This window comes from Pantoea sp. CTOTU46764 (assembly GCF_031974595.1).
GTDB classification, from domain to species: domain Bacteria; phylum Pseudomonadota; class Gammaproteobacteria; order Enterobacterales; family Enterobacteriaceae; genus Pantoea; species Pantoea trifolii.
The window spans coordinates 2641-23232 of sequence record NZ_DALYOQ010000059.1 but is presented as its reverse complement, the minus strand read 5'-3'; the positions used below and the strand labels follow the sequence as shown (position 1 = coordinate 23232).

General features: G+C 56.7%; 17 protein-coding genes and 1 pseudogene. 11 read left to right on the top strand and 7 right to left on the bottom strand.

Going from position 1 to position 20592, the window contains the following annotated elements:
* The first annotated feature begins 10 nt into the window (after positions 1 to 10).
* Positions 11 to 172 carry a hypothetical protein gene (locus RTM06_RS17205; RefSeq protein WP_312183794.1) on the top strand — a complete coding sequence of 54 codons (162 nt, stop codon included), beginning with the start codon at positions 11 to 13 and terminating at the stop codon, positions 170 to 172.
* A 92-nt stretch (positions 173 to 264) separates the two neighbouring features.
* On the opposite strand, the gene RTM06_RS17200 is transcribed toward RTM06_RS17205, so the two are convergent.
* Positions 265 to 2658: a glycoside hydrolase family 31 protein gene (locus RTM06_RS17200; protein WP_312183792.1), complete on the bottom strand. Its 2394-nt coding sequence runs from the start codon at positions 2656 to 2658 to the stop codon at positions 265 to 267.
* Between the two features lie 15 nt (positions 2659 to 2673).
* Positions 2674 to 3978 carry an MFS transporter gene (locus RTM06_RS17195; protein ID WP_312183790.1) on the bottom strand — a complete coding sequence of 435 codons (1305 nt, stop codon included), beginning with the start codon at positions 3976 to 3978 and terminating at the stop codon, positions 2674 to 2676.
* A gap of 230 nt (positions 3979 to 4208) precedes the next feature.
* Here RTM06_RS17195 and uxuA point away from each other — a divergent pair, with 230 nt between their 5' ends.
* The 4 genes from uxuA (at position 4209) to RTM06_RS17175 (ending at position 8654) form a co-directional block, all read left to right on the top strand.
* The gene (uxuA, locus tag RTM06_RS17190) at positions 4209 to 5402 is read left to right on the top strand and encodes a mannonate dehydratase (protein ID WP_061720093.1); all 1194 of its coding nucleotides are present in this window, start codon (positions 4209 to 4211) and stop codon (positions 5400 to 5402) included.
* Complete coding sequence (gene uxaC, locus RTM06_RS17185) at positions 5399 to 6814, top strand: glucuronate isomerase (protein ID WP_312183808.1); 1416 nt, start codon at positions 5399 to 5401, stop codon at positions 6812 to 6814. Before uxuA ends, uxaC begins: the two co-directional genes overlap by 4 nt.
* 123 nt (positions 6815 to 6937) lie before the next feature.
* Entirely contained in the window at positions 6938 to 7714 is a 777-nt protein-coding gene (gene uxuR / locus RTM06_RS17180) for a Uxu operon transcriptional regulator (RefSeq protein ID WP_256696401.1), read from the top strand.
* Between the two features lie 46 nt (positions 7715 to 7760).
* Positions 7761 to 8654, top strand: coding sequence for a LysR family transcriptional regulator (locus RTM06_RS17175; RefSeq protein WP_312183785.1), 894 nt, complete (start codon positions 7761 to 7763; stop codon positions 8652 to 8654).
* A 98-nt stretch (positions 8655 to 8752) separates the two neighbouring features.
* On the opposite strand, the gene RTM06_RS17170 is transcribed toward RTM06_RS17175, so the two are convergent.
* The 4 genes from RTM06_RS17170 to RTM06_RS17155 form a co-directional block, all read right to left on the bottom strand.
* Positions 8753 to 10135, bottom strand: a complete 1383-nt coding sequence (locus tag RTM06_RS17170) for a M24 family metallopeptidase (protein ID WP_312183783.1) — start codon at positions 10133 to 10135, stop codon at positions 8753 to 8755.
* A gap of 590 nt (positions 10136 to 10725) precedes the next feature.
* On the bottom strand, positions 10726 to 12018 hold the full coding sequence (locus RTM06_RS17165) for a sorbosone dehydrogenase family protein (RefSeq protein ID WP_312183781.1): 1293 nt from the start codon (positions 12016 to 12018) through the stop codon (positions 10726 to 10728).
* Positions 12015 to 12437 (bottom strand): DUF2231 domain-containing protein, encoded by a 423-nt coding sequence (locus tag RTM06_RS17160; RefSeq protein WP_008110043.1) that lies wholly within the window; start codon positions 12435 to 12437, stop codon positions 12015 to 12017. Before RTM06_RS17160 ends, RTM06_RS17165 begins: the two co-directional genes overlap by 4 nt.
* A 132-nt stretch (positions 12438 to 12569) precedes the next feature.
* Positions 12570 to 13685 carry an ABC transporter substrate-binding protein gene (locus tag RTM06_RS17155; RefSeq protein WP_061720099.1) on the bottom strand — a complete coding sequence of 372 codons (1116 nt, stop codon included), beginning with the start codon at positions 13683 to 13685 and terminating at the stop codon, positions 12570 to 12572.
* Between the two features lie 323 nt (positions 13686 to 14008).
* Between RTM06_RS17155 and RTM06_RS17150 the strand changes: the two genes are divergently transcribed.
* Genes RTM06_RS17150 through RTM06_RS17125 form a run of 6 tightly spaced genes read left to right on the top strand, consistent with a single transcriptional unit; the run spans position 14009 to position 20391 of the window.
* Complete coding sequence (locus RTM06_RS17150) at positions 14009 to 15163, top strand: mandelate racemase family protein (protein WP_256696395.1); 1155 nt, start codon at positions 14009 to 14011, stop codon at positions 15161 to 15163.
* A gap of 60 nt (positions 15164 to 15223) precedes the next feature.
* On the top strand, positions 15224 to 16855 hold the full coding sequence (locus RTM06_RS17145) for an ABC transporter substrate-binding protein (RefSeq protein ID WP_312183778.1): 1632 nt from the start codon (positions 15224 to 15226) through the stop codon (positions 16853 to 16855).
* Positions 16852 to 17877, top strand: coding sequence for an ABC transporter permease (locus tag RTM06_RS17140; protein WP_008110051.1), 1026 nt, complete (start codon positions 16852 to 16854; stop codon positions 17875 to 17877). Before RTM06_RS17145 ends, RTM06_RS17140 begins: the two co-directional genes overlap by 4 nt.
* Positions 17874 to 18779 carry an ABC transporter permease gene (locus RTM06_RS17135; protein ID WP_176972282.1) on the top strand — a complete coding sequence of 302 codons (906 nt, stop codon included), beginning with the start codon at positions 17874 to 17876 and terminating at the stop codon, positions 18777 to 18779. Before RTM06_RS17140 ends, RTM06_RS17135 begins: the two co-directional genes overlap by 4 nt.
* Positions 18751 to 19617, top strand: a complete 867-nt coding sequence (locus RTM06_RS17130; protein ID WP_312183775.1) for an ABC transporter ATP-binding protein — start codon at positions 18751 to 18753, stop codon at positions 19615 to 19617. The genes RTM06_RS17135 and RTM06_RS17130 overlap by 29 nt, the downstream gene beginning before the upstream one ends.
* Before the next feature lie 18 nt (positions 19618 to 19635).
* Positions 19636 to 20391 carry an ABC transporter ATP-binding protein gene (locus tag RTM06_RS17125; RefSeq protein ID WP_312183806.1) on the top strand — a complete coding sequence of 252 codons (756 nt, stop codon included), beginning with the start codon at positions 19636 to 19638 and terminating at the stop codon, positions 20389 to 20391.
* Between the two features lie 68 nt (positions 20392 to 20459).
* Here the strand turns inward: RTM06_RS17125 and RTM06_RS17120 are convergent.
* Positions 20460 to 20592, bottom strand: a pseudogene (locus RTM06_RS17120) (hypothetical protein); the annotation flags it as partial.

Here is a 20592-nt window from a genome sequence, read left to right as displayed (position 1 = left end):
GAAAATGTGAATGGCGAATCAGGGGCAAAATCTGGATGCGGAAGAGGTGGAACTAACCGCGAAGAAAATTAAAATCGATGCGTTTCTTGAACTGATTCTGGCAAGAAAGATCAGCGACGCGACAACGGTTACCGCGTTTCTATTGGCGCGGGCGAAAGAGTTAATTGACTGACCTATTGGCTTTATTCCAGGTGCGCATTGATGCGCATCCTACGAATACAATATTGATGTAGGGCCGCCATTCAGGGCGACCCATAACAAAGATTACGCCGCAGCAATATCCGCTAACACCGCTTCTGCCTGCGCCTTATCCACCGCTACGCCATCAATAAACAGCTGGCGCTGTTCACCCGGCGGCAACATCACGTTCAGCGTTTGCCAGGCCGGCTGGAAGCTGCCTTTGCGCTGGAAGTTGAGGTGGATTGCCTCCGCATCGCTGCGCATTTCCCAGTTGAGCCATAGCGCATTGCCCTGCTGATAACCCCAGCTTTCGCCATCATCCTCAAACAGCACACCGTGGCTGACGCCTTTGCCTTTCAGCGGGAACAGCTGCAAAGTGCGGCGATCGTCGGTTTTAGCATCAACATGACGCAGGCGCTCGCTGAGCGGTAAGCCCGCGCCGGCGCGCACCAGCATCGGCTGGGTTTCCAGCGGTGCTGCCAGCGTGATCCATTGACCGCCGCTGTACCATTGCTGGCTGGCAAAGTCATACCAGCCGGTTTGGTTGTCAGGCAGCCACAAACGACGTTGGCGCTGACCGGGCTCGACCACGCTGGCCACCAGCAGATCGCGGCCCAGCATAAACTCATCGCACTCGGCGAACGTCTGCGCATCCTGTTCATGATCGAGGAAAGTCGGACGCAGCATCGGTTCATCGTCAGCATGCGCCTGCCACAGCAGCGTATAGAGATAAGGCAGCAGACGATAACGCAGTTCAATCGCGGCGCGGATCGCAGGCGTAGCCGCCGGATACATCCAGGGTTCATTGACGGTGTGATCGTCATTCCACGAGTGAATGGTGAAACGCGGATGCATCACGCCATTCTGCACCCAGCGAACAAACAGTTCTGCATCTGGCTTATCACCGGAGAAGCCACCCACATCATGTCCCACGTTGTACAACCCGGACAGGCTCATGCCCAATCCCATGCGGATGTTGTAACGCAGCGTGGTCCAGTTGGTGCGGTTATCGCCGCTCCAGGTTTGCACATAGCGCTGCATACCGGCGCAGCCCGAACGGGAAATCAGGAACGGGCGCTTTTCTGGCGCAAAGCGCTGCTGCGCTTCCATGGAGGCGCGCATCATCAGCAGCGGCATCACCGGGCGAATGTGCTTGATGGCAATCGGCGTACCGAAACCGTGGCAGCGCGCTTCGCCATCCCACACTTCATATTCGTTGTTATCGTTCCAGGTGGAATCGATGCCCTTTTCCAGCAGCTGTTTGGTGACGTTTTCCTGCCACCAGGCGACGGCTTGCGGATGGGTGAAATCCAGATGTGAACCTTCGTCATCCCAGAACACCGAACGCTCAGGCGCATCCTCTTCCGAATCGCGGATAAACAGGCCTTGTTCCGCTACTTCGTTGTAACGCGGATGATCCTGCAAAAGGCACGGTTTGATATTAGCGGCAAGGCGCAAGCCCGCGTCGTGAAACGCCTGGCTCATCACTTCCGGCTGCGGCACTTTGTCGTGGTTCCAGTTGAACACGTAGCGCTTGTTGTTAATCGAGGTGTAACCGGACGAAAGCTGGAACGAATCGCACGGAATATCGTGCTCTTCGCACAGGCGGATGAAGTTCATCAGCTGATTTTGTGCGTCCGGCGCATCGGTGTAATGCATGGTTGAACCGCTGTAGCCAAGGCTCCATTTCGGGCCGAACAGCGTTTTACCGGTCAGACGCACAAAGGCTTTGGTGATATCCAGCACCTTGTCGCCAACAAACAGGTAATAGTCGATATCACCGCTTTCGGCCTGCCAGCGGCGATACGGCTTGTGATAGTTATCGAGCTCATTACCCAAATCAAACCAGCTGCTGCTGAGATTATCGTAATAGAGACCAAAGCTGACGTCGGTGCGGCGCGTGATGGTAAACGGCACATGCTTATACAGCGGATCGGTCGCGGCCGCGTTGTAGCCCATCGCATCAAGGTTACGCATCTCATAGCGCTGGCCGTTACGCTGCAAATCACCGCTTTTCTCGCCGAGGCCGTAATAACGATCGTCGTTCATGCGGCACTGATAGTGCGCCACGCCGTCACCGTGCGCGTTGATTTGATAAGCACTGGTTGGACGGTCGCAGGTCAGCAGCTGCCATGCGCCGTGGCTGTCGCAATATTGCCACTCCAGCGCCAGCGGTTGATGGACGATCACCCGCAGCTTATCGGTGGCGACCACCAGCGTGTCGCCCTCTTCTTCCAGCGTGAACGATGGCAAAGCGAAGCCGGCCAGGCTGTCGCGCTGACGCCCTTCCCACGGCACGTCGCTTTCTGGGGCGATGCTCCAGGTGCGGTCAAGGCTATACGCGCCCTGACGTTTAATCACCACGCGGAACATGCCCGTTTCCAGCACATACAGACACAGCCTGTGTTTGCCGTCGACGGTTAACGCCACGTGGTGCGCATCGGATCCGGCTAAAGACCAATTTTTTAACGTTTTCATCGTTATCTACTCTTTTCAGGCGCGCTGTGCGCGACGTTCAGCAATAAAAGCAATCAGGAAGACCGCACCAATCAGGTCGAAGAAGCCCATGGCGACAAACAGCGGATTAAATCCAATGGTGTCGGCGGTAACGCCGATCAGCAGTGAGAACAGGAAGCTGGAGATCCACGCGAACGAGCCGCGCATGCCGTTGACGGTAGCCATCTGGCCTTTATCAAACTTCTCCACCACCAGCGCGCTCAGCATGCAGGAGATGATCTGATGACCGAAGCCACCAATCGAAATCAGTGCAATCGCCACATACGGGTCTTTGGTCACCGCCACCGCAGCCAGTGACAACATCAGGAAGGCTCCGGTTACCGAACTGGCGACCACTGAATTGACCTGGGTGAAGCCAAAGATCTTAGTGTAAAGGCGCGTCAGATAGCCGCTGGCAGCGCTGCCGAGATCGGCGGCGAGGAATGGCAGCCAGGCGAACATGACGATCTGTTTCAGATCCATGCCGAGCTCTTTTGCCAGATAGAGCGGCACCCAGAAACTCAGTACGCCCCACGCCGGTTCGGCCATGAATGCCGGAATGGCAATGCCGTAGAAACGCTTGTTCTTCGATACGGTTTTCAACGCGGCAAAGAATGGCAGTTTCACCGCAGGTGGTTCATTGTCCTGGCGGATAAAGTCCAGTTCGGATTTCGACAAATTAGGATGTTGATCGGGATCGCGATACAGCCACCACCACAGCAACACCCAACCCAGTGCCAGCGCGCCGGTGAACAGGAATGCGCCCTGCCAACCGCCAAACGCCGCATGGGCAAAGTAGATAATCGGCGGTGCCAGCATAGCGCCGAGGGAGAATCCGACACCCGCCCAACCCGCGGCGATAGGACGCTCTTTTTTCGGGAACCATTCACCAATTACTTTGGCGTTGGCTGGCGTGGCAGCGGCTTCTGCGCTGCCCATAACAAAACGCAGAATCGCCAGATGCAGCCAACTGCCCGCTCCAGCATGGAATAAACAGGCGATGGCCCACACCGAGGCGCAGATCAGGAAGCCTACTTTCAGGCCAATCACATCAATCAACCAGCCACAAATCGGTTGGAAGAACGTATAGGCCAGCTGGAAGGCACCGACGATGTAGGAATATTGCTCGGTGGTGATGTGAAGGCTGTCTTTGAGCTCTGGGGCCAGCAGTCCTAACGAGTTACGCGTGATGTAATTGACCGTCACGCCGGCTAAGAACAGCACCAGCACCCACCAGCGCATATGGCGGAAGGTGCGTTTGGTGCCTGCGGCGGTTATCCCTGGATTTAAACTGCGGTTCATCGGGTTCTCCCTAAGTGAATCATCTATGACCATTCGCCAGGAGTGAACCACAGTTGCGAAAAGTGGTCGCCAGCTTGATGTCGCAAATGTGATCTGGTTAACCAAAAACACTCACCAGGTTGACTTAACCGGACAAATAGCAGAGTTTTAACCGCGAATCGCGTGGTGAATGTTTGAAACAACACGCTAGCAAGGAATATTGGTCAACCAATCGTGAGTGAGGTAACAGCATGAAGCAGACCTGGCGCTGGTACGGCCCCAACGATCCTGTCTCTCTGGCCGATGCGCGCCAGGCGGGCGCAACCGGCATCGTCACCGCACTGCATCACATCCCCAACGGCGAAGTGTGGTCAGTCGACGAAATCATGCAGCGTAAGGCGCTGGTGGAAGCCGCAGGTTTGGTGTGGTCGGTGGTGGAAAGTGTGCCGATTCATGAAGAGATCAAAACCGGCAGCGGCCGCTGCCAGCACTGGATCAGCAACTATCAGCAGTCGCTGCGCAACCTGGCGCAATGCGGCATCAAAACCGTGTGCTACAACTTCATGCCGATCCTCGACTGGACGCGCACCGATCTCGAATATCTGCTGCCGGATGGCGCGAAAGCCCTGCGCTTTGATCAGATTGAGTTCGCGGTGTTTGAACTGCACATTCTACAACGTCCCGGTGCGGAGCAGGATTACAGCGCCGAAGAGATCGCCCAGGCCGCTGAACGCTTTGCGACGATGAGTGAAGAGCACCGTAACCGCCTGATGCGTAACATCATCGCCGGTTTACCGGGCGCAGAGGAAGGTTACACGCTGGATCAATTCCGCGCCCAGCTGGCGCGTTATGAAGGCATCGGTAAAGCCGAACTGCGTGAGAATTTTGCCACCTTCCTGCGCGCCATTGTCGCGGTGGCCGAAGAAGTGGGCGTGCGCATGGCGGTGCATCCGGACGATCCGCCGCGCCCGATTCTTGGCTTACCGCGCATTGTTTCCAACGCCGACGATCTGCAGTGGATGATCGATACCGTCAGCAGCCCCGCCAACGGATTCACCATGTGTACCGGCTCGTACGGCGTGCTGGCAGAGAATGATTTAGCTGGCATGGTCAAACGCTTCGGCCCGCGCATCTACTTCGCGCATCTGCGTTCCACCAAACGGGAAGAGAACCCCAACAGCTTCCACGAGGCCGCGCATTTGGGTGGCGATGTGGATATGTTTGCGGTGATCAAGGCGATTGCCGAAGAGGAACAGCGCCGTAAAGCTGCGGGCGAGGAAGATTTGATTCCAATGCGTCCCGACCACGGCCACCAAATGCTGGATGACCTGAAGAAGAAAACCAATCCCGGCTACTCGGCGATTGGTCGACTGAAAGGATTGGCTGAAATTCGCGGCGTCGAACTGGCGATCCACCGCGCCTATTTTGCTCAGGAAGCCCAATAATGCGCTTTATGGATGAAGATTTTCTGCTGCAGAGCGACATCGCGCGGCGCTTGTACCACGACTTCGCTGAGGACATGCCGATCTACGATTATCACTGTCACCTCAATCCGCAGGAGATTGCTGAAGATCGTCGCTTCGCCAACCTCGGCCAAATCTGGCTGGAAGGCGATCACTACAAATGGCGCGCGCTGCGTGCTGCCGGCGTGGATGAATCGTTAATTACCGGCAAGAGCACCAGCGACTACGACAAGTATCTCGCGTGGGCGCAAACGGTGCCAAAAACCTTGGGTAACCCGCTCTATCACTGGACGCACCTTGAGCTGCGTCGTCCGTTTGGCATCACCGATACACTGTTTGGCCCGGACACCGCGCCTGCTATCTGGCAGCGCTGCGCGGAACAACTGGCGACGCCGGAATTTTCCGCGCGCGGCATCATGCGCCAGATGAAGGTGCGCATGGTCGGCACCACCGACGATCCGGTTGATTCGCTGCGCTATCACCGCCAAATCGCCGATGACAGCAGCTTTGATATTGACGTTGCGCCGAGCTGGCGTCCGGACAAAGTCTTTAAGATCGAGCTGGAGGGTTTTATCGACTATCTTGGGCGTCTGGAAGCCGCCGCCGATGTCGCCATCGACAGCTTCGATGCGTTACGCCGCGCGCTGTTACGTCGCCTTGACCACTTCTCCGCTCACGGTTGTCGCGCATCGGATCACGGCATCGAAACCCTGCGCTTTGCGCCGGTGCCTGACGACAGCGTGCTCGATACAATTTTGGCGAAACGTCGCCGTGCCGATGTGCTGGATGAATTGGAAATCGCCCAGTTCAGCAGCGCAGTATTGGTGTGGCTCGGCAGTGAATATGCGCGGCGCGGCTGGGTGATGCAGCTGCACATTGGCGCGATTCGTAATAACAGCACGCGCATGTTCCGCCAGCTTGGGCCAGACAGCGGCTTTGATTCGATTGGCGATAACAATATCGCCTGGCCGCTGGCGCGCCTGCTGGATGCGATGGACCTCAACGATCAGCTGCCGAAAACCATTCTCTATTGCCTCAATCCACGCGATAACGAAGTGCTGGCCACCATGGCGGGCAACTTTCAGGGCGCGGGTATCGCTGGCAAAGTGCAGTTTGGCTCCGGCTGGTGGTTCAACGATCAGCGCGACGGCATGCTGCGTCAGCTGGAGCAGCTGTCGCAAATCGGCTTACTCAGCCAGTTTGTTGGCATGCTGACCGATTCGCGCAGCTTCCTCTCCTACACGCGCCACGAATACTTCCGCCGTATTCTGTGTAATCTGATGGCGCAGTGGGTGCAAGAGGGCATTGTGCCGCATGATGAGCCGATGCTTGGCAGCATGCTGCGCGACATCTGCTTCAATAATGCCGAACGCTATTTCGCACTTAACGCTTAGTAATGAAGGCCTGACACTGCACGTCGTGACCAGGCCGATTCTTATTCGCTATGCTATAGTGCGCGTCTCTGAGTGAGGCTGTATCAGAGGTTGTGAATCCTTTAACACACAGAAAAGAGCACGATGAAAACTCAAACTTCAGCACAGCGCCCTTATCAGGAAGTCGGGGAAATGCTCCGCCAGATGATCACCCAGAAGCAGTATGCGGTGGGCGAACGTCTGCCGCCGGAGCGCGAACTCGCCGCGCTGCTGGACGTGACGCGCACGCTGGTGCGTGAAGCGCTGATCATGCTGGAGCTCGAAGGATTAATCGAGGTGCGTCGCGGTGCGGGCATCTACGTGATTCACGACTCGCCGCAACAGCCCGTTTCGCTTCACAAGGCCAGCAACGATGCCGGACCTTTTGAGATGTTGCAGGCGCGCCAGCTGCTGGAGAGCAATATCGCTGAGTTTGCCGCGCTGCAAGCCACGCGTGAAGACATCATGAAGATGCGCCAGGCGCTGGAGCTGGAAGAGAAAGAGCTGGCTTCCGGTGCGGTCAACCAAAGTGAAAACGGCGATCGTGATTTCCATCTGGCGATTGCCGAAGCCACGCACAACAGCATGCTGGTTGAGCTGTTCAAGCAATCCTGGCAATGGCGCGAAGATAACGTGATGTGGAGCCAACTGCATCGCCACCTGGTTAACAACAATTACCGTAAACAGTGGCTCGACGATCACAAAAAGATCCTCGCGACGCTGATCAAAAAAGACGCGCGCGCCGCCAAACTGGCGATGTGGCAACATCTGGAAAACGTGAAGCAACGGCTGCTGGAGTTCTCAGACGTTGATGATATCGATTTCGACGGCTATCTGTTTGAATCCTGGCCGCTTTACGCCACCAACAATCCGCCTAACTAATTTGCGTGTCCTCTTTTGACGCCACGACAGTAATAAGGTCAACCACATGCTGCGGGAAAACTTCAACGACCTGATCTATTTAGTGATGGTGGCGCGCGAATGTAGCTTCACGCGTGCAGCAGCCAAATTAGGCGTGTCGCAATCGGCGTTAAGCCACTCGATCCGCGGTCTTGAAGAGCGATTAAACACGCGTTTATTAACGCGCACCACACGCAGTGTCGCACCGACCGAAGCAGGGGAAAACCTGATTCAGAGCGTGGCACCGATGATGGCCGATATCGAGAAAGCCCTGCTGCAACTAGCCGATAATCAGGGCAAGCCGTCGGGGAATATTCGTATTACCGCCGGTGAACATGCGTTGTCTTCCACATTATGGCCGCTGCTGAAACCGTTTCTGCAAGCCTATCCGGAAGTGAATGTTGAGCTCTCTGTCGATAACACCTTAACGGATATTGTCAGCGGACGTTTCGATGCTGGCGTGCGACTGGGTGAAAGCATTGAGAAAGATATGGTGGCGGTGCGAATCGGCCCGGACTGGAAAATGGTAACTGTTGCATCGCGTGACTATTTGCAAAAGCACGGCATTCCCGCCACGCCCTACGAATTGCAGAATCACAACTGCATTAATATGCGGCTTCCTACGCTGGGAGGATTATATAGCTGGGAGTTCAGCAAAGATGGCAAAGATATTCGCGTTAAAGTTGAAGGGCAGCTGATATTTAATAATCTGGCTTCGCGTATTGATGCGGTACTGTCCGGCATGGGTATCGCCCATGTCCCCGAGGATACCGTTAAACAGCACATCGCCAACGGCGAACTGCAATGCCTGCTTGAAGACTGGACTGAACCGTTTAGTGGATATTATCTCTACTATCCAAGCCGCAAACAGCACACCGCCGCGTTTGAGAAATTGATCGAAGCCATTAAATACAAGGGCTGAAAGCTCGTCAAAGGAGCCTTTGGGTCACCATAAATGGTGACCCTACATTGAGCACGATTTTGTAGGGTCGCCATTCATGGCGACCTCAACTAATTACATCAACTCACCACGCTCAACGCCAAATCCTTCGCCAGAAAGAACGGTCTTAAATACGCCACGCTATTCGATAAAGGCAAGATTTCATCGCTGAGCTGAATGCCGATGGTTTCGCGCAGATAACGGCGGCGGGTTTTGATGCGCTGCCACAACGCCGGATATTGATTGCGGATATCGCTTTGTAGCGCCGCATCAGCCAGCAGCACGCACTCTTCGGCGCTGGCACCGTTGTAGCCTGGCACCGATGGGATGATATCAATTTGCAGTATCATGCCGCTCTTGAGCAATTCGCTGGAATGGTGATAAATCGGCGAAGACATCCACTCTTCGTCCGCCACCAGATGTCCTGGATTGAGATGCCAGCCGAAGCGCTCTTTTGGTAACACCTGCTCGACCAGCGCATACAGTGCCCCGCCGCTCATGCCGCAGCGAATATTTTCCAGCCACGCTACCACCGCCGAGAAATAGGGTTTGGCGATGCGATCCAGATAATCTTGCTGAGCTGACGGCAGTTCGCTTTGCTCGGCAATAACAAAACCGCTGCGGCTGGAGAGCCCGCCTTTGAAAGCGGTGGTCAGCGAGAGCGGATCGCCGCGCTGCACTTTTTTGTAAGTTGGATAGAGGTTCGCCTTGTCGAAACGACTGCCGGTCGCGGCGATGGTCACCACCGTGTTGCATTGCCCTTCGGCGTGCAGTAACGCGCCCAACTCGATTTCACGCACGCCCACTTCGATGGCATTCAGCGCGTCCAGCATGCAATTTGATGCGAGGTTTGCGCCATATTCGTAATGCGCGATTTCATTGGCATTGCAGGTGGTGCGCGCGCCGTGATCGCCAATAAACAAGTGGATGGCATTTTCTAATATGGCGTTATTGCTAAGCGTGCGCTGAATGGCGTCGACGATAAAATACGGCAAATCAAACATTGCTCGCCCATTACCCGCAGCAGGCGTAAACATCTTCCAGCCCACCAGCCCGACTTTATGGCCGTTGGCTAAGCCAGCGTCTTTGAACAGGCTTTCCAGCGGCGCTTCATTGTCCATGGGCTGATTGGGTAGCGAGAAGTATGGCGTGTGCAGCAGCGCGGCCGGTGTGCGTGAAAAACGCGCCATTTTGAGGTTTTCGTTGCCCAGCACCAGCGTGCAAGCTCCGGAGTGATTCAGCAGCAGCAGCCCTTCTTCGAAACGCGGGATAAATCCGGTGAGATATTCGAAATTGCCGCCGTGTTCCTTGTCGGCATAGATCACCAGCCAGTCAAAACCCTCGCGCTGCATGCCCGCCAGCAGCGCGTTTTTACGCGCCTGCAGCGTGTCATCGGTGAGAAAAACCGGTTCAACGTCGCTGAACGTCACCGGCGCGCTAATCGGCCCGAACATAATTGCCATGATGCACTTCCTCGCACTACAGAATGAGTTGAGGATAGTAGCGTTTTTAGCGCAGCGGACTTTGATCCACGCGAAAAAAGGCGGAGGGGTGAGCTCCGCCTTGTCTCAAGTTCCGATCAGTGTGCCTGACCGGTCAGTTGCAAAAGGGCAACGATGATTTGAAGAATGATGCGGACGATGTCCAGCAGCAATCGAACAAGTTCCATCACTTTCCTTCTCCTCTGAGAGGAGCGCGCCTTTCAGCGGCCGGGGCTTTGACTCCACCCGCCGACCGCCTAAGCACAATTGTGAGGAGTGCTGAGCGGCTCTCATTGTAAAAGCCACAGGCCAGCACCACCTGGAACCTGCCGGGATTTGACTATCCGCGCCCCTGGAGTCATCAGAAAAACAATAAGGCTTCGCTCGTCACTCAACACCTGTATAACCATACAGTATTATGGCAAAACTTGAAATATATCGCCGCACATTTTATTATCGCCTGTGTGAGGAGTGCTGAGCACCCCGTTTGCGGCGCGGTTACCAGCCGGTTAGCGAACATAAAAAAAAGGATTTGGCTTAATGCCAAATCCTTTTTTATTACCCGCGATTAATTATCTGGCGGAACTGATACGCCAAATGGTATTTCCCGCATCATCGGCAACCAACACGCCGCCCTGTTGATCGGTGGCTAAACCCACCGGTAAACCGCGCACCTGCTTCTGATCGTCGGTCAGGAAACCGGTCACTACCGGCTGTGGCTGCCCTACCGGTTTCCCATTCTCGAATTTCACCCACACCACCTGATAGCCGTTGAGCGGCGTGCGGTTCCAGCTGCCGTGCTCGCTGATAAACGCGCCGCCGCGATACTGCGGCATATTATCCGCGCCGTAGAACAACAAGCCGAGCGGTGCAACGTGTGAGCTCAGGGCGTAATCTGGTTTGATCGCCTTCTCAACCAGATCCGGCCTTTGCGGCTGCGCGCGTTCATCGACATGTTGACCATAATAGCTGTACGGCCAGCCGTAGAAGCCTTTGTCCTGCACCGACGTCAGGTAATCCGGCACTAAGTCCGAACCGATCTCATCACGTTCATTGACGACAGCCCACAGCTTGCCGCTCTGCGGTTCCCACTGTAAGCCGGTTGGATTGCGCAGGCCGCTGGCATAAATCCGGCTGGCGCCGCTGGCCGCATCCACTTCCAGCACCGCCGCACGGCGATACTCTTCGCCAATACCGTTTTCCGTCACGTTACTGTTCGATCCCACGCCGACATACAGCTTGCTGCCGTCGGGGCTGGCGAGCAGCGATTTGGTCCAGTGATGGTTAATCGGCCCGCCCGGCAGTTCGGTCACTTCTACCGGCGGCGTGCGGATCTCGGTTTGCCCGGTGTGATACGGGAATTTCACCAGGCTATCGGCGTTCGCCACATATAGCGTGTCGCCCACCAGCTGCATACCAAACGGCGCCGTCAGGTTGTCGATAAAGCGATGTTGCTCCCATTTGCCGTTAACGTTCCGCAACAAGGTGATGCGATTGCCGCCCTCGCCGCCCTTGCCGGACGCTTTCTGCACAATGCCCATAATCAGCTGCTTTGGCGCGGTGGTCGGTTTCGGTGTGCCATTGGATTCCGCCACCAGCACGTCATTGTTCGGCAGCACCAACACCTGACGCGGATGCTGCAGATTGTCGGCGATCTTTTCGATCTTCAACCCATCCGCCACTTTCGGCATTTCACCGGCTTTCCACGGCGTGCCTTCCGGCACCTGCATCGGCGGCATGAAGAAGTTCTGCGCTTGTGGCAGTTCAGGATTTGGGCCAATTTGCTTTTGAGGATCGATCAGCGCCCCGTCGTCACAGGCGCTGAGCAGCATCGCGATGGCTACCGCGCTGAGTAAGTGTTTCATACGCGACCTCCTTGCGTGCGGCGTTCGCGCAACACCAGCTGCACGTTAGCGATCAGCAGCAGCGCCACCACCAACGTCGAAAGCGTCACGCCCAGTGGCACCACCGCGTACGCATCGCGACTGTGAATAAAGGCATTCACCACCGCCAGTACGATTGCCAGCAGCGACAGCCAGAAATGGGTTTTCTCATTCGGCCGCGCGCCACGGAATAAATAAACCAAACTGATTAATCGTGGCAGGATAGCCAGCACCAGACCAATGGTGATCAGCCAGCTGGCCGATTTGGTCCACATGATGACGAAGGTTTGCAAATAGAGGATATCGAAAAACCAGGCGGCAACAAAAAAGCCCAGCGGCAACGGTTCCAGCAGCGTATACAACGTCACACCGAACACCGATCTTCCTGAGGTATGAAACATTACTCTCTCCCTTTTACCGTATTAACATCAGATGGCGCACGCGTTTCGCTTTTCTGAAACAACGTGCCACCACCTGTGAAATATTAGTAAAGATAAACAGTAACGTTTAACACTTATCTAACATATTAAAACTTAAGACTTATCTGCCGGTAGGCTTACCCAATAACCCGGCTGATACGGCAATGGCAGGAACTTTTCGTGGAACTCACGGAAGGTGGCGTCCGGATCGAGATCGGCAAACAGTTCAGGATGCAGCCACTTCGCCAGCGCCTGAATCGCGACAAACTGATATGGGCTGTCGTAGAACTGATGCCAGATGGCATGCGCGTTACCGTTGTGCGCGACCGGCAGCGTTTTGAAGGCATCACGCATCATCAGCAGCTGTAAACGCGCCGTCGCCTCTTTTACATCTGCACCGGGACCCACGCCGACCCATTTGCCAACGGTGTTGTAGTTTTTCCAGTTCGCGCCCGTCACCACCACCACATCGGGACGGCTGGCGATGATCTGTTCTGGATTGAGGGTGCCGAAGGTGCCTGGAATCAGATCTTTGGCAATATTGCTGCCGCCCGCCAGTTCCACCATCTGACCAAAGTTTTCGTTACCAAACGACATGCAGCACTCGTCGGTATAGCCGCCAGCGCGATCAATCATCACTTTCGGGCGCGTGCCGTTAAAGTTCTTCAGGCGATCGGTCACCCTGGCGATTTGCGCACGACGGAACGCCACGATCTCTTCGGCGCGCTGCGGATTGTTGACCAGCTCGCCCATAATGCGGATGCTTTGCTCAGCATGTTCCATCGGCTTCTCACGGAAGTCGATAAACACCACCGGCACGCCCACCGCTTGTAACTTCTCGATCAGCTTGCCTTCATCGGTCGCGGCTTTAGATTCGAGGTTCATCAGCACTAAATCCGGCTTCAGCGTCAGCGCCTGCTCGACGTTAAAGGTGCCATCTTTCGCGCCACCAAAGGTCGGTAGCTTTTTGATCTGCGGATATTTTTTCTCATACGCCATATAGCCGTCGTAATCGGCTTTATGGAAATCGTCGCGCCAGCCCACCACGCGCTGGAACGGCGCAGCGGTATCAAACGCCGCCAGCAGATACATTTGGCGCCCTTCGCCGAGAATAATGCGTTTGGATTCTTCTTTGACTTCAACCTGTCGTCCAGCCACATCGGTAATCGTTTTAGCAGAAGCGTGACTCGCCACCGCCAGTAACCCCAGTGCAAACAGCCATTTTTTCATTTGATCTACCCGGAATGATAATGATTATTATTAAAATTTCGCGGCGTCACTATTACCTGGCTGACAGCAAATGAAAAGCCCCGGAGACACATTTTTTTACATTCCCTCCGCTTTTTCCCACTGTGCAATCGCTCACAAAATGCCCTTCTTTCGTGAAAACCCTCACAGCGCACCGGGCAAATGCCCAATTGATCGCCGCGCTATCCCGCGCTTTGGCTAATGCGTAAACAAAATGTGAACGCTAAATTACAAAATGAAACGGCGTTTTATTTTTTACGTTAATGCCCTGCTGGGCAAGTTACCGAGTTGAAGGAGGAGTTACCGTGAAGATCAGTGCCATTGATGTCACCCTGTTTAGCTACCCTACGCGCCGCGTCTCTGATAGCGCCGGACATTCGCATCCCGGCGCAGAGACCGATGCGCAAATGGCGCTGCTGACCCTCACCAGCGAAGATGGCGATTGCGGCTACGCCTTCGCCCCGGCCGAAGTGATTCGTCCGCACGTGGTGAATGCCTTCTTCCGCAAAGTGCTGATTGGGCAAAACGCCTTTGATCGCGAACGTCTGTGGCAGGATCTGGTGCATTGGCAGCGCGGTAGCGCCCATCAACTCACCGAACGCGCGTTGTCGGCGGTGGAACAGGCGCTGTGGGATTTGATTGGCCGCAAACTCAAGCAGCCAGTGCATAAGTTGCTCGGCGGCTATCGCGAGAAAATTCCTGCTTACGGCAGCACCATGTGTGGCGATGAGCTGGAAGGCGGATTATCCACGCCCGATGAATATGCGCGGTTTGCCGAAAAGCTGGTGGCGCGCGGTTATCAGGCCATCAAACTGCACACCTGGATGCCGCCGGTGTCGTTCGCGCCAAGTCCACAAATGGACATCAAAGCTTGCGCTGCGGTGCGCGAAGCGGTTGGTCCAGACATCGCCCTGATGCTCGACGGCTATCACTGGTACAGCCGCAGCGATGCGCTCACCATCGGTAAAGCGCTGGAAAAACTCAATTTCGCCTGGTTCGAAGAGCCGATGGAAGAGGAGAGCATGGCGTCGTACGCCTGGCTGGCGGAAAACCTCAGCATTGACGTGCTCGGCCCGGAAAGTCTCGGCGGCAAACACCACAGCCGCGCCGATTGGGTGCGTGCCGGTGCCTGCGACATTCTGCGCGCCGGTGCGAACGGCGTCGGCGGCATCTCCGCCACCATGAAAGTCGCCAGCCTGGCTGAAGCCTTTGGTATGGATTGCGAAGTGCACGGCAACGGCGCCGCCAGCATCGCGGTAGTGGGCGCCATCCGCAACTGCCGCTGGTACGAACGCGGTCTGCTGCATCCGTTCCTTGATTACGAACAGCCACCCGCCTATCTCAACGCGCTGGTTGATCCGATGGATGCCGACGGTTTTGTGCATCTGCCAACGCGCCCTGGACTTGGGGAGGACATCAATTTTGCGTGGATTGAGACGCACACGCTAAATCGCTGGTAAGCGCCCAACACAAGCAGTACGGCAAAAAACTATAAACCTCTGACCTGCTGGACTTTGCTTATGAACCTGATGAACCCCTGCAGAGCGTGGTGCGCCGCGCTGCTGCTGCTCACCTGTAGCCCGTCGCTACTGGCGTCCACGCCAGACGACCAGCTAATTGTGGGCATGAACATGAACAACTTACTCACGCTCGATCCCGCCGCCATGACCGGCAACGAAGTGGTCGGCATTGTGGTCAATCTCTATGACGGTTTAGTTGAGTTAGATCCGCAGCAGCTCACCAACGTGCGCCCCGCGCTGGCGGAGCGCTGGGAAATCAGCCCCGACAACCGTCAACTCACCTTCCATTTGCGTGACAATGTCACCTTCCACTCCGGTAATCCATTGAGTAGCGCCGATGTGATCTGGTCGATGCGCCGCGTGCTGCACCTCAATCTGGCGCAGGCGTCGGTATGGAAATCATACGGCTTCAGTAAAGAGAACGTGGATCAGATGATCACCGCGCCGGACGCGCGCACGGTGGTGATTCGCCTGCCCAAGCCTAACGATCCCAAGCTGGTGCTCTACTCGCTGGCGGCGCTCGGCAGCATGGTGGTGCTCGACAGTAAAACCGTGCAGGCGCAGGCGGTGAATAACGATTGGGGCAATCGCTGGCTTACCACCCACGAAGCGGGTTCCGGACCGTTTCGCCTGGATGTATGGCAGGCCAAAGATGTGCTGCGCATCAGCCGCAATGCCCATTACTGGCGCGGTGCGCCGAAGCTGACGCGCGTAGTGTTCCGTCATCTGCAGGAGTCGCAAACCTTGCGCCTGATGATGGAGAAAGGTGATCTCGATATCGCCAGCAACATGGCGATCCCCGATGTGAAAGCGCTGCGCCACGATCCCGACCTCACCATCGACGCGGTACAAAAAGGCACGATCTATTACCTGGCGATGAGCATGAAGGACAATCACTTCGCCAATCCGCAGGTGCGTGAAGCACTGCGCTATCTGGTGGATTATCAGGGAATTAACAAAACGCTGATGGCCGGTTACGGCACGCTGCATCAGCGACCGATTCAATCCGGCATGCCGGCAACGTTGCCCGATCCGGGCTACAAGCTGGATGTGCCACGCGCTAAAGCGCTGCTCGCCGCCGCCGGTTATCCCAACGGTTTTGATACCACGCTGCGCGTGCTGGCCGATCAGCCGTTCCTCAATGTCGCGATCGCGATTCAGTCCACGCTGATGCAGGGCGGGATTCGCGCCAAAATCATCACCGGCACCGGCAACCAGATTTACGGTGCAATGCGCGAACGCCAGTTCAACCTGCTGGTAGGACGCGGCGGCAGCGGCGTGGAGCCGCATCCGCACTCCAGCCTGCGTGCGCTGGTGTATAACCCGAATAATGCCGACAGCGCGCGACTCACCAACTTTCAGGGCTGGCGCACCGGTTTTTATGACGCACAGCTGAACAGCATGATCGATAAAGCGCTGCTGGAGCGCGATGTAAAACAGCAGCAGCAGGATTACTTCGCCATCCAGCAACGTTACGACCAGCTGATTCCGGCGCTGATGCCAATCTCGCAAATGACCGATTCGGTGGTGGTGAACAATCGCGTGCAGGATTACGTGCCGCATCCGTCGGCCACCACTTTCCTGCGTGACGTATGGAAAACGCCAGATAGCCTGGCGGGAGGTGCCCAATGAAGCTAACAAAAAGCCACTGGCGACGCCTGCGTAGCCGCAGCGTGCAGGTCGCGATCACGCTGTTTGGCCTGCTGCTGCTGACCTTCTTTATTGGCCGCGTGATGCCGCTCGATCCGGTACTGGCGATTGTCGGGCCGGATGCCGATCACAACACCTATCAGCAGGTTTATCACCAACTCGGCTTCGATAAACCGCTGTGGGTGCAGTTTGGCATCTATCTGCAAGGCCTGCTGCACGGCAACCTCGGGCTGGCGCTGCTGACCGGACAACCGGTGATCAACGATATCCTGCGCGTCTTCCCGGCCACGGTGGAACTGGCAACGCTGGCGATTGTGATTGGTACCGGCCTCGGCGTCCCGCTGGGCGTGTGGGCCGCGGCGCGCCGCAACAGCGTGATTGACTATCTGGTGCGCATCATCAGCCTGGCGGGTTACTCCACGCCGATCTTCTGGGTGGGTATGGTCGGCCTGTTGCTGTTTTATGCCCATCTCGGCTGGGTTGGCGGCGCGGGCCGTGTCGATTTCAGTCTCGATGGCATTGTGCCGCGTCGCACCGGTTTTCTGCTGATCGACGCCTTGCTGGTCGGCAACTTCACGGTATTCAGCAATGCGCTCAATCACCTGATTCTGCCCGCATCGCTGCTCGGCTTTCACTCGCTGGCTTACATCAGCCGTATGACGCGCAGCTTTATGCTGGCGCAGCTGTCGCAGGAGTTCATTTTGACGGCACGGGTGAAAGGCCTCAGCGAATGGCAGGTGATTTGGCAGCACGCGTTCCGCAATATTCTGGTGCAGCTGCTGACGGTGGTGGCGCTGGCGTACGGCTCGCTGCTGGAGGGCGCGGTGCTGATTGAAACCGTGTTCTCGTGGCCCGGTTTTGGTTCCTATCTCACCGGCAGTTTGATGCTCGGCGATATGAATGCGGTGATGGGCTGCGTGCTGGTGGTCGGCCTGATTTTCGTGCTGCTCAATCTTCTCTCTGACCTGCTCTATCAGGTGTTCGATCCGAGGACCAAAGTATGACGATTTCTCTCGATACGCCGTTAGCCAGCCAGACGCGCGAACGGCTGGCGCGCTGTCGCCGCACCGGCGCGCGCATCGGCCATTTTCTCTGGCAGATGGCGCGCAATCCGTTAACCGCGATTGGCGGCGGCATCATTTTGCTGCTGCTGGTGGTGGCGCTGTTCGCACCGTGGATCGCGCCCTACCATCCGCTGATTCAGGATCTCAACAATGCGCTGACGCCGCCCAACGCGCAGCACTGGTTTGGCACCGATGAGTTTGGCCGCGACATCTTCAGCCGTCTGGTGTGGGGCGCGCGCATCACCCTGTATATCGTGCTGCTGGTGTCGATTACCGTGGGCCCGCTGGGCTTGCTGCTCGGCGTCACCGCCGGTTACTTCGGCGGCAAAGTCGATAGCGTATTGATGCGCGTCACCGACATCTTCATCTCCTTCCCGAGCCTGGTGCTGGCGCTGGCGTTTGTCGCCGCGCTCGGTCCGGGACTGGAGCATGTGGTGATCGCTATTACCCTCACCGCCTGGCCGCCTATTGCGCGACTGGCGCGCGCCGAAGCGCTGTCGCTGCGCCAGGCTGATTTTGTCTCCGCGGTGCGCTTACAGGGCGCCTCTTCGCTGCGCATTTTATGGAAGCACATTGTGCCGCTGTGCCTGCCGTCGGTAATCATCCGCATCACCATGAATATGGCGGGCATCATCCTGACCGCTGCCGGACTGGGTTTTCTCGGTTTGGGCGCGCAGCCACCAGATCCGGAATGGGGTGCGATGATCGCCAGCGGCCGCACTTACATGCTGGAGTGCTGGTGGGTAGTGACGGTGCCGGGTCTGGCGATTCTGATCAATAGCTTAGCGTTCAACTTCTTAGGAGATGGCTTACGTGACATCCTCGATCCCCGCAGCGAATAGCGCTGCACCGTTGCTTGACGTGCAGGATTTACAGGTCAATTTCGTCAATGGCCGACTGGTGACGCCCGCCGTGCGCGGCATCTCCTTCCAGTTGGGCAAGGAGAAACTGGCGATTGTCGGCGAATCCGGTTCCGGCAAATCCACCGTGGGCCGCGCGCTGTTGCAACTGCATCCGCGCAGCGCGCAGGTCACGGCACAGCGCATGCAGTTTGGTGACGTGGATCTGCTGCGCGCCACGCCAGCCCAAATGCGCGCCATTCGCGGCAAGCGCATCTCAATGATTATGCAGGACCCGAAATACTCGCTGAATCCGGTGGTGCGCGTGGGCGAGCAAATTGCTGAAGCCTGGCGCAGTCATCATCCCGGCCAGCGCGAGGTTGCGCGGCAGCGAGCGATGGAGATGCTCGAAGTGGTGCAGGTACGCGATCCGGGCCGCATCTATCAGTGCTATCCGCACGAAATTTCCGGCGGTCAGGGGCAGCGCGTGATGATCGCCATGATGCTGATTACCGATCCTGAACTGCTGATTGCCGATGAACCCACTTCGGCGCTGGATGTGTCGGTGCGTCTGCAGGTGCTGGCGCTGCTGGACGATTTGGTTAAACAGCGCGGTCTGGGGCTGATTTTTATCAGTCACGATATCAATCTGGTGCGGCGTTTCTGTGACCGCGTATTGGTGATGTATGCCGGGCGCGTGGTGGAATCGCTGGCGGCCTGCGAGCTCGATCAGGCGCAGCATCCCTATACGCAAGGCTTACTCGCCGCGCTGCCGGATATGGATCAGCGTCGCGCCCGTCTGCCGGTGCTGCAACGTCAGGCCAGTTGGCTGCAACCCTAAGGAGCAATGATGAACGAGATGATCCGCGTAAGTAATCTCAACCTCAGTTTTGGTGAGGAGGAGCGGCGCAATCAGGTGCTGTTCGACGTTAATTTATCGATTCGCGAGGGTGAAATTTTTGGCCTGGTCGGCGAATCAGGATCGGGCAAAACCACGGTACTGAAGTGCCTTGCCGGGCTGTTCACCCACTGGCACGGCGAGCTGACGATTGATGGCGTGCCGCTCGAACATCGTATCGCACGCGAGCGCTGCCGCAGCGTGCAGATGGTGTTTCAGGATCCGTACGGATCGCTGCATCCACGTCACACCATCGGCGATATTCTTGAGGAGCCGCTGCAGATTCACGGCATCGGTCAGCGCCAGCAGCGCGTTATCGCCATGCTGGAGAAGGTCGGACTCAATCGCGCGTGGCAAACCCGCTATCCGCACCAGCTGTCTGGCGGCCAGCGCCAGCGCGTAGCGATTGCTCGCGCGCTGATTCTGGAACCGCGTGTGCTGCTGCTGGATGAACCAACCTCGGCGCTGGATGTGTCGGTGCAAGCGGAGATCCTCAATCTGCTCAGCGATTTGCAGCAGCAGGAGAAGCTAACCTATTTGATGGTGACGCACGATCTCGGCGTGGTGGCGCATCTGTGCCATCGCGTGGCGGTGATGCAGCACGGCAAAGTGCTGGAGACGCTGGATGTCGATGCACTGGTTCACAATCGCGCGCAGGTGGCCTATACGCAGATGCTGGTGGATGCAAGCAGGCAGGATAACGGGGTTTTGGCGTAGGGTCGCCGTTTGTGGCGACCACTTTACCAGGTGCGCATGAATGCGCACCCTACGTAAAACCCAGGAAATTACTGCGTCAGTTCACGTACAAAACCTACGATCTCCTGATTCTGACCATGTTCAAACAGGCAATGCTGCAGGCGCGGGCCGCTTACCGCTGTCTTCACCAGTTCCGGATCGATGGCGCGCAGTGAATCGAGG

What these genes read in the sequence shown, in the direction of transcription:
- RTM06_RS17205 (WP_312183794.1), top strand. Translation starts at nt 11, where the DNA reads ATGGCGAATCAGGGGCAAAATCTGGATGCGGAAGAGGTGGAACTAACC.
- RTM06_RS17200 (WP_312183792.1), bottom strand. Translation starts at nt 2,658, where the DNA reads ATGAAAACGTTAAAAAATTGGTCTTTAGCCGGATCCGATGCGCACCAC.
- RTM06_RS17195 (WP_312183790.1), bottom strand. Translation starts at nt 3,978, where the DNA reads ATGAACCGCAGTTTAAATCCAGGGATAACCGCCGCAGGCACCAAACGC.
- uxuA (WP_061720093.1), top strand. Translation starts at nt 4,209, where the DNA reads ATGAAGCAGACCTGGCGCTGGTACGGCCCCAACGATCCTGTCTCTCTG.
- uxuR (WP_256696401.1), top strand. Translation starts at nt 6,938, where the DNA reads ATGAAAACTCAAACTTCAGCACAGCGCCCTTATCAGGAAGTCGGGGAA.
- RTM06_RS17175 (WP_312183785.1), top strand. Translation starts at nt 7,761, where the DNA reads ATGCTGCGGGAAAACTTCAACGACCTGATCTATTTAGTGATGGTGGCG.
- RTM06_RS17170 (WP_312183783.1), bottom strand. Translation starts at nt 10,135, where the DNA reads ATGGCAATTATGTTCGGGCCGATTAGCGCGCCGGTGACGTTCAGCGAC.
- RTM06_RS17165 (WP_312183781.1), bottom strand. Translation starts at nt 12,018, where the DNA reads ATGAAACACTTACTCAGCGCGGTAGCCATCGCGATGCTGCTCAGCGCC.
- RTM06_RS17160 (WP_008110043.1), bottom strand. Translation starts at nt 12,437, where the DNA reads ATGTTTCATACCTCAGGAAGATCGGTGTTCGGTGTGACGTTGTATACG.
- RTM06_RS17155 (WP_061720099.1), bottom strand. Translation starts at nt 13,685, where the DNA reads ATGAAAAAATGGCTGTTTGCACTGGGGTTACTGGCGGTGGCGAGTCAC.
- RTM06_RS17145 (WP_312183778.1), top strand. Translation starts at nt 15,224, where the DNA reads ATGAACCTGATGAACCCCTGCAGAGCGTGGTGCGCCGCGCTGCTGCTG.
- RTM06_RS17140 (WP_008110051.1), top strand. Translation starts at nt 16,852, where the DNA reads ATGAAGCTAACAAAAAGCCACTGGCGACGCCTGCGTAGCCGCAGCGTG.
- RTM06_RS17135 (WP_176972282.1), top strand. Translation starts at nt 17,874, where the DNA reads ATGACGATTTCTCTCGATACGCCGTTAGCCAGCCAGACGCGCGAACGG.
- RTM06_RS17125 (WP_312183806.1), top strand. Translation starts at nt 19,636, where the DNA reads ATGATCCGCGTAAGTAATCTCAACCTCAGTTTTGGTGAGGAGGAGCGG.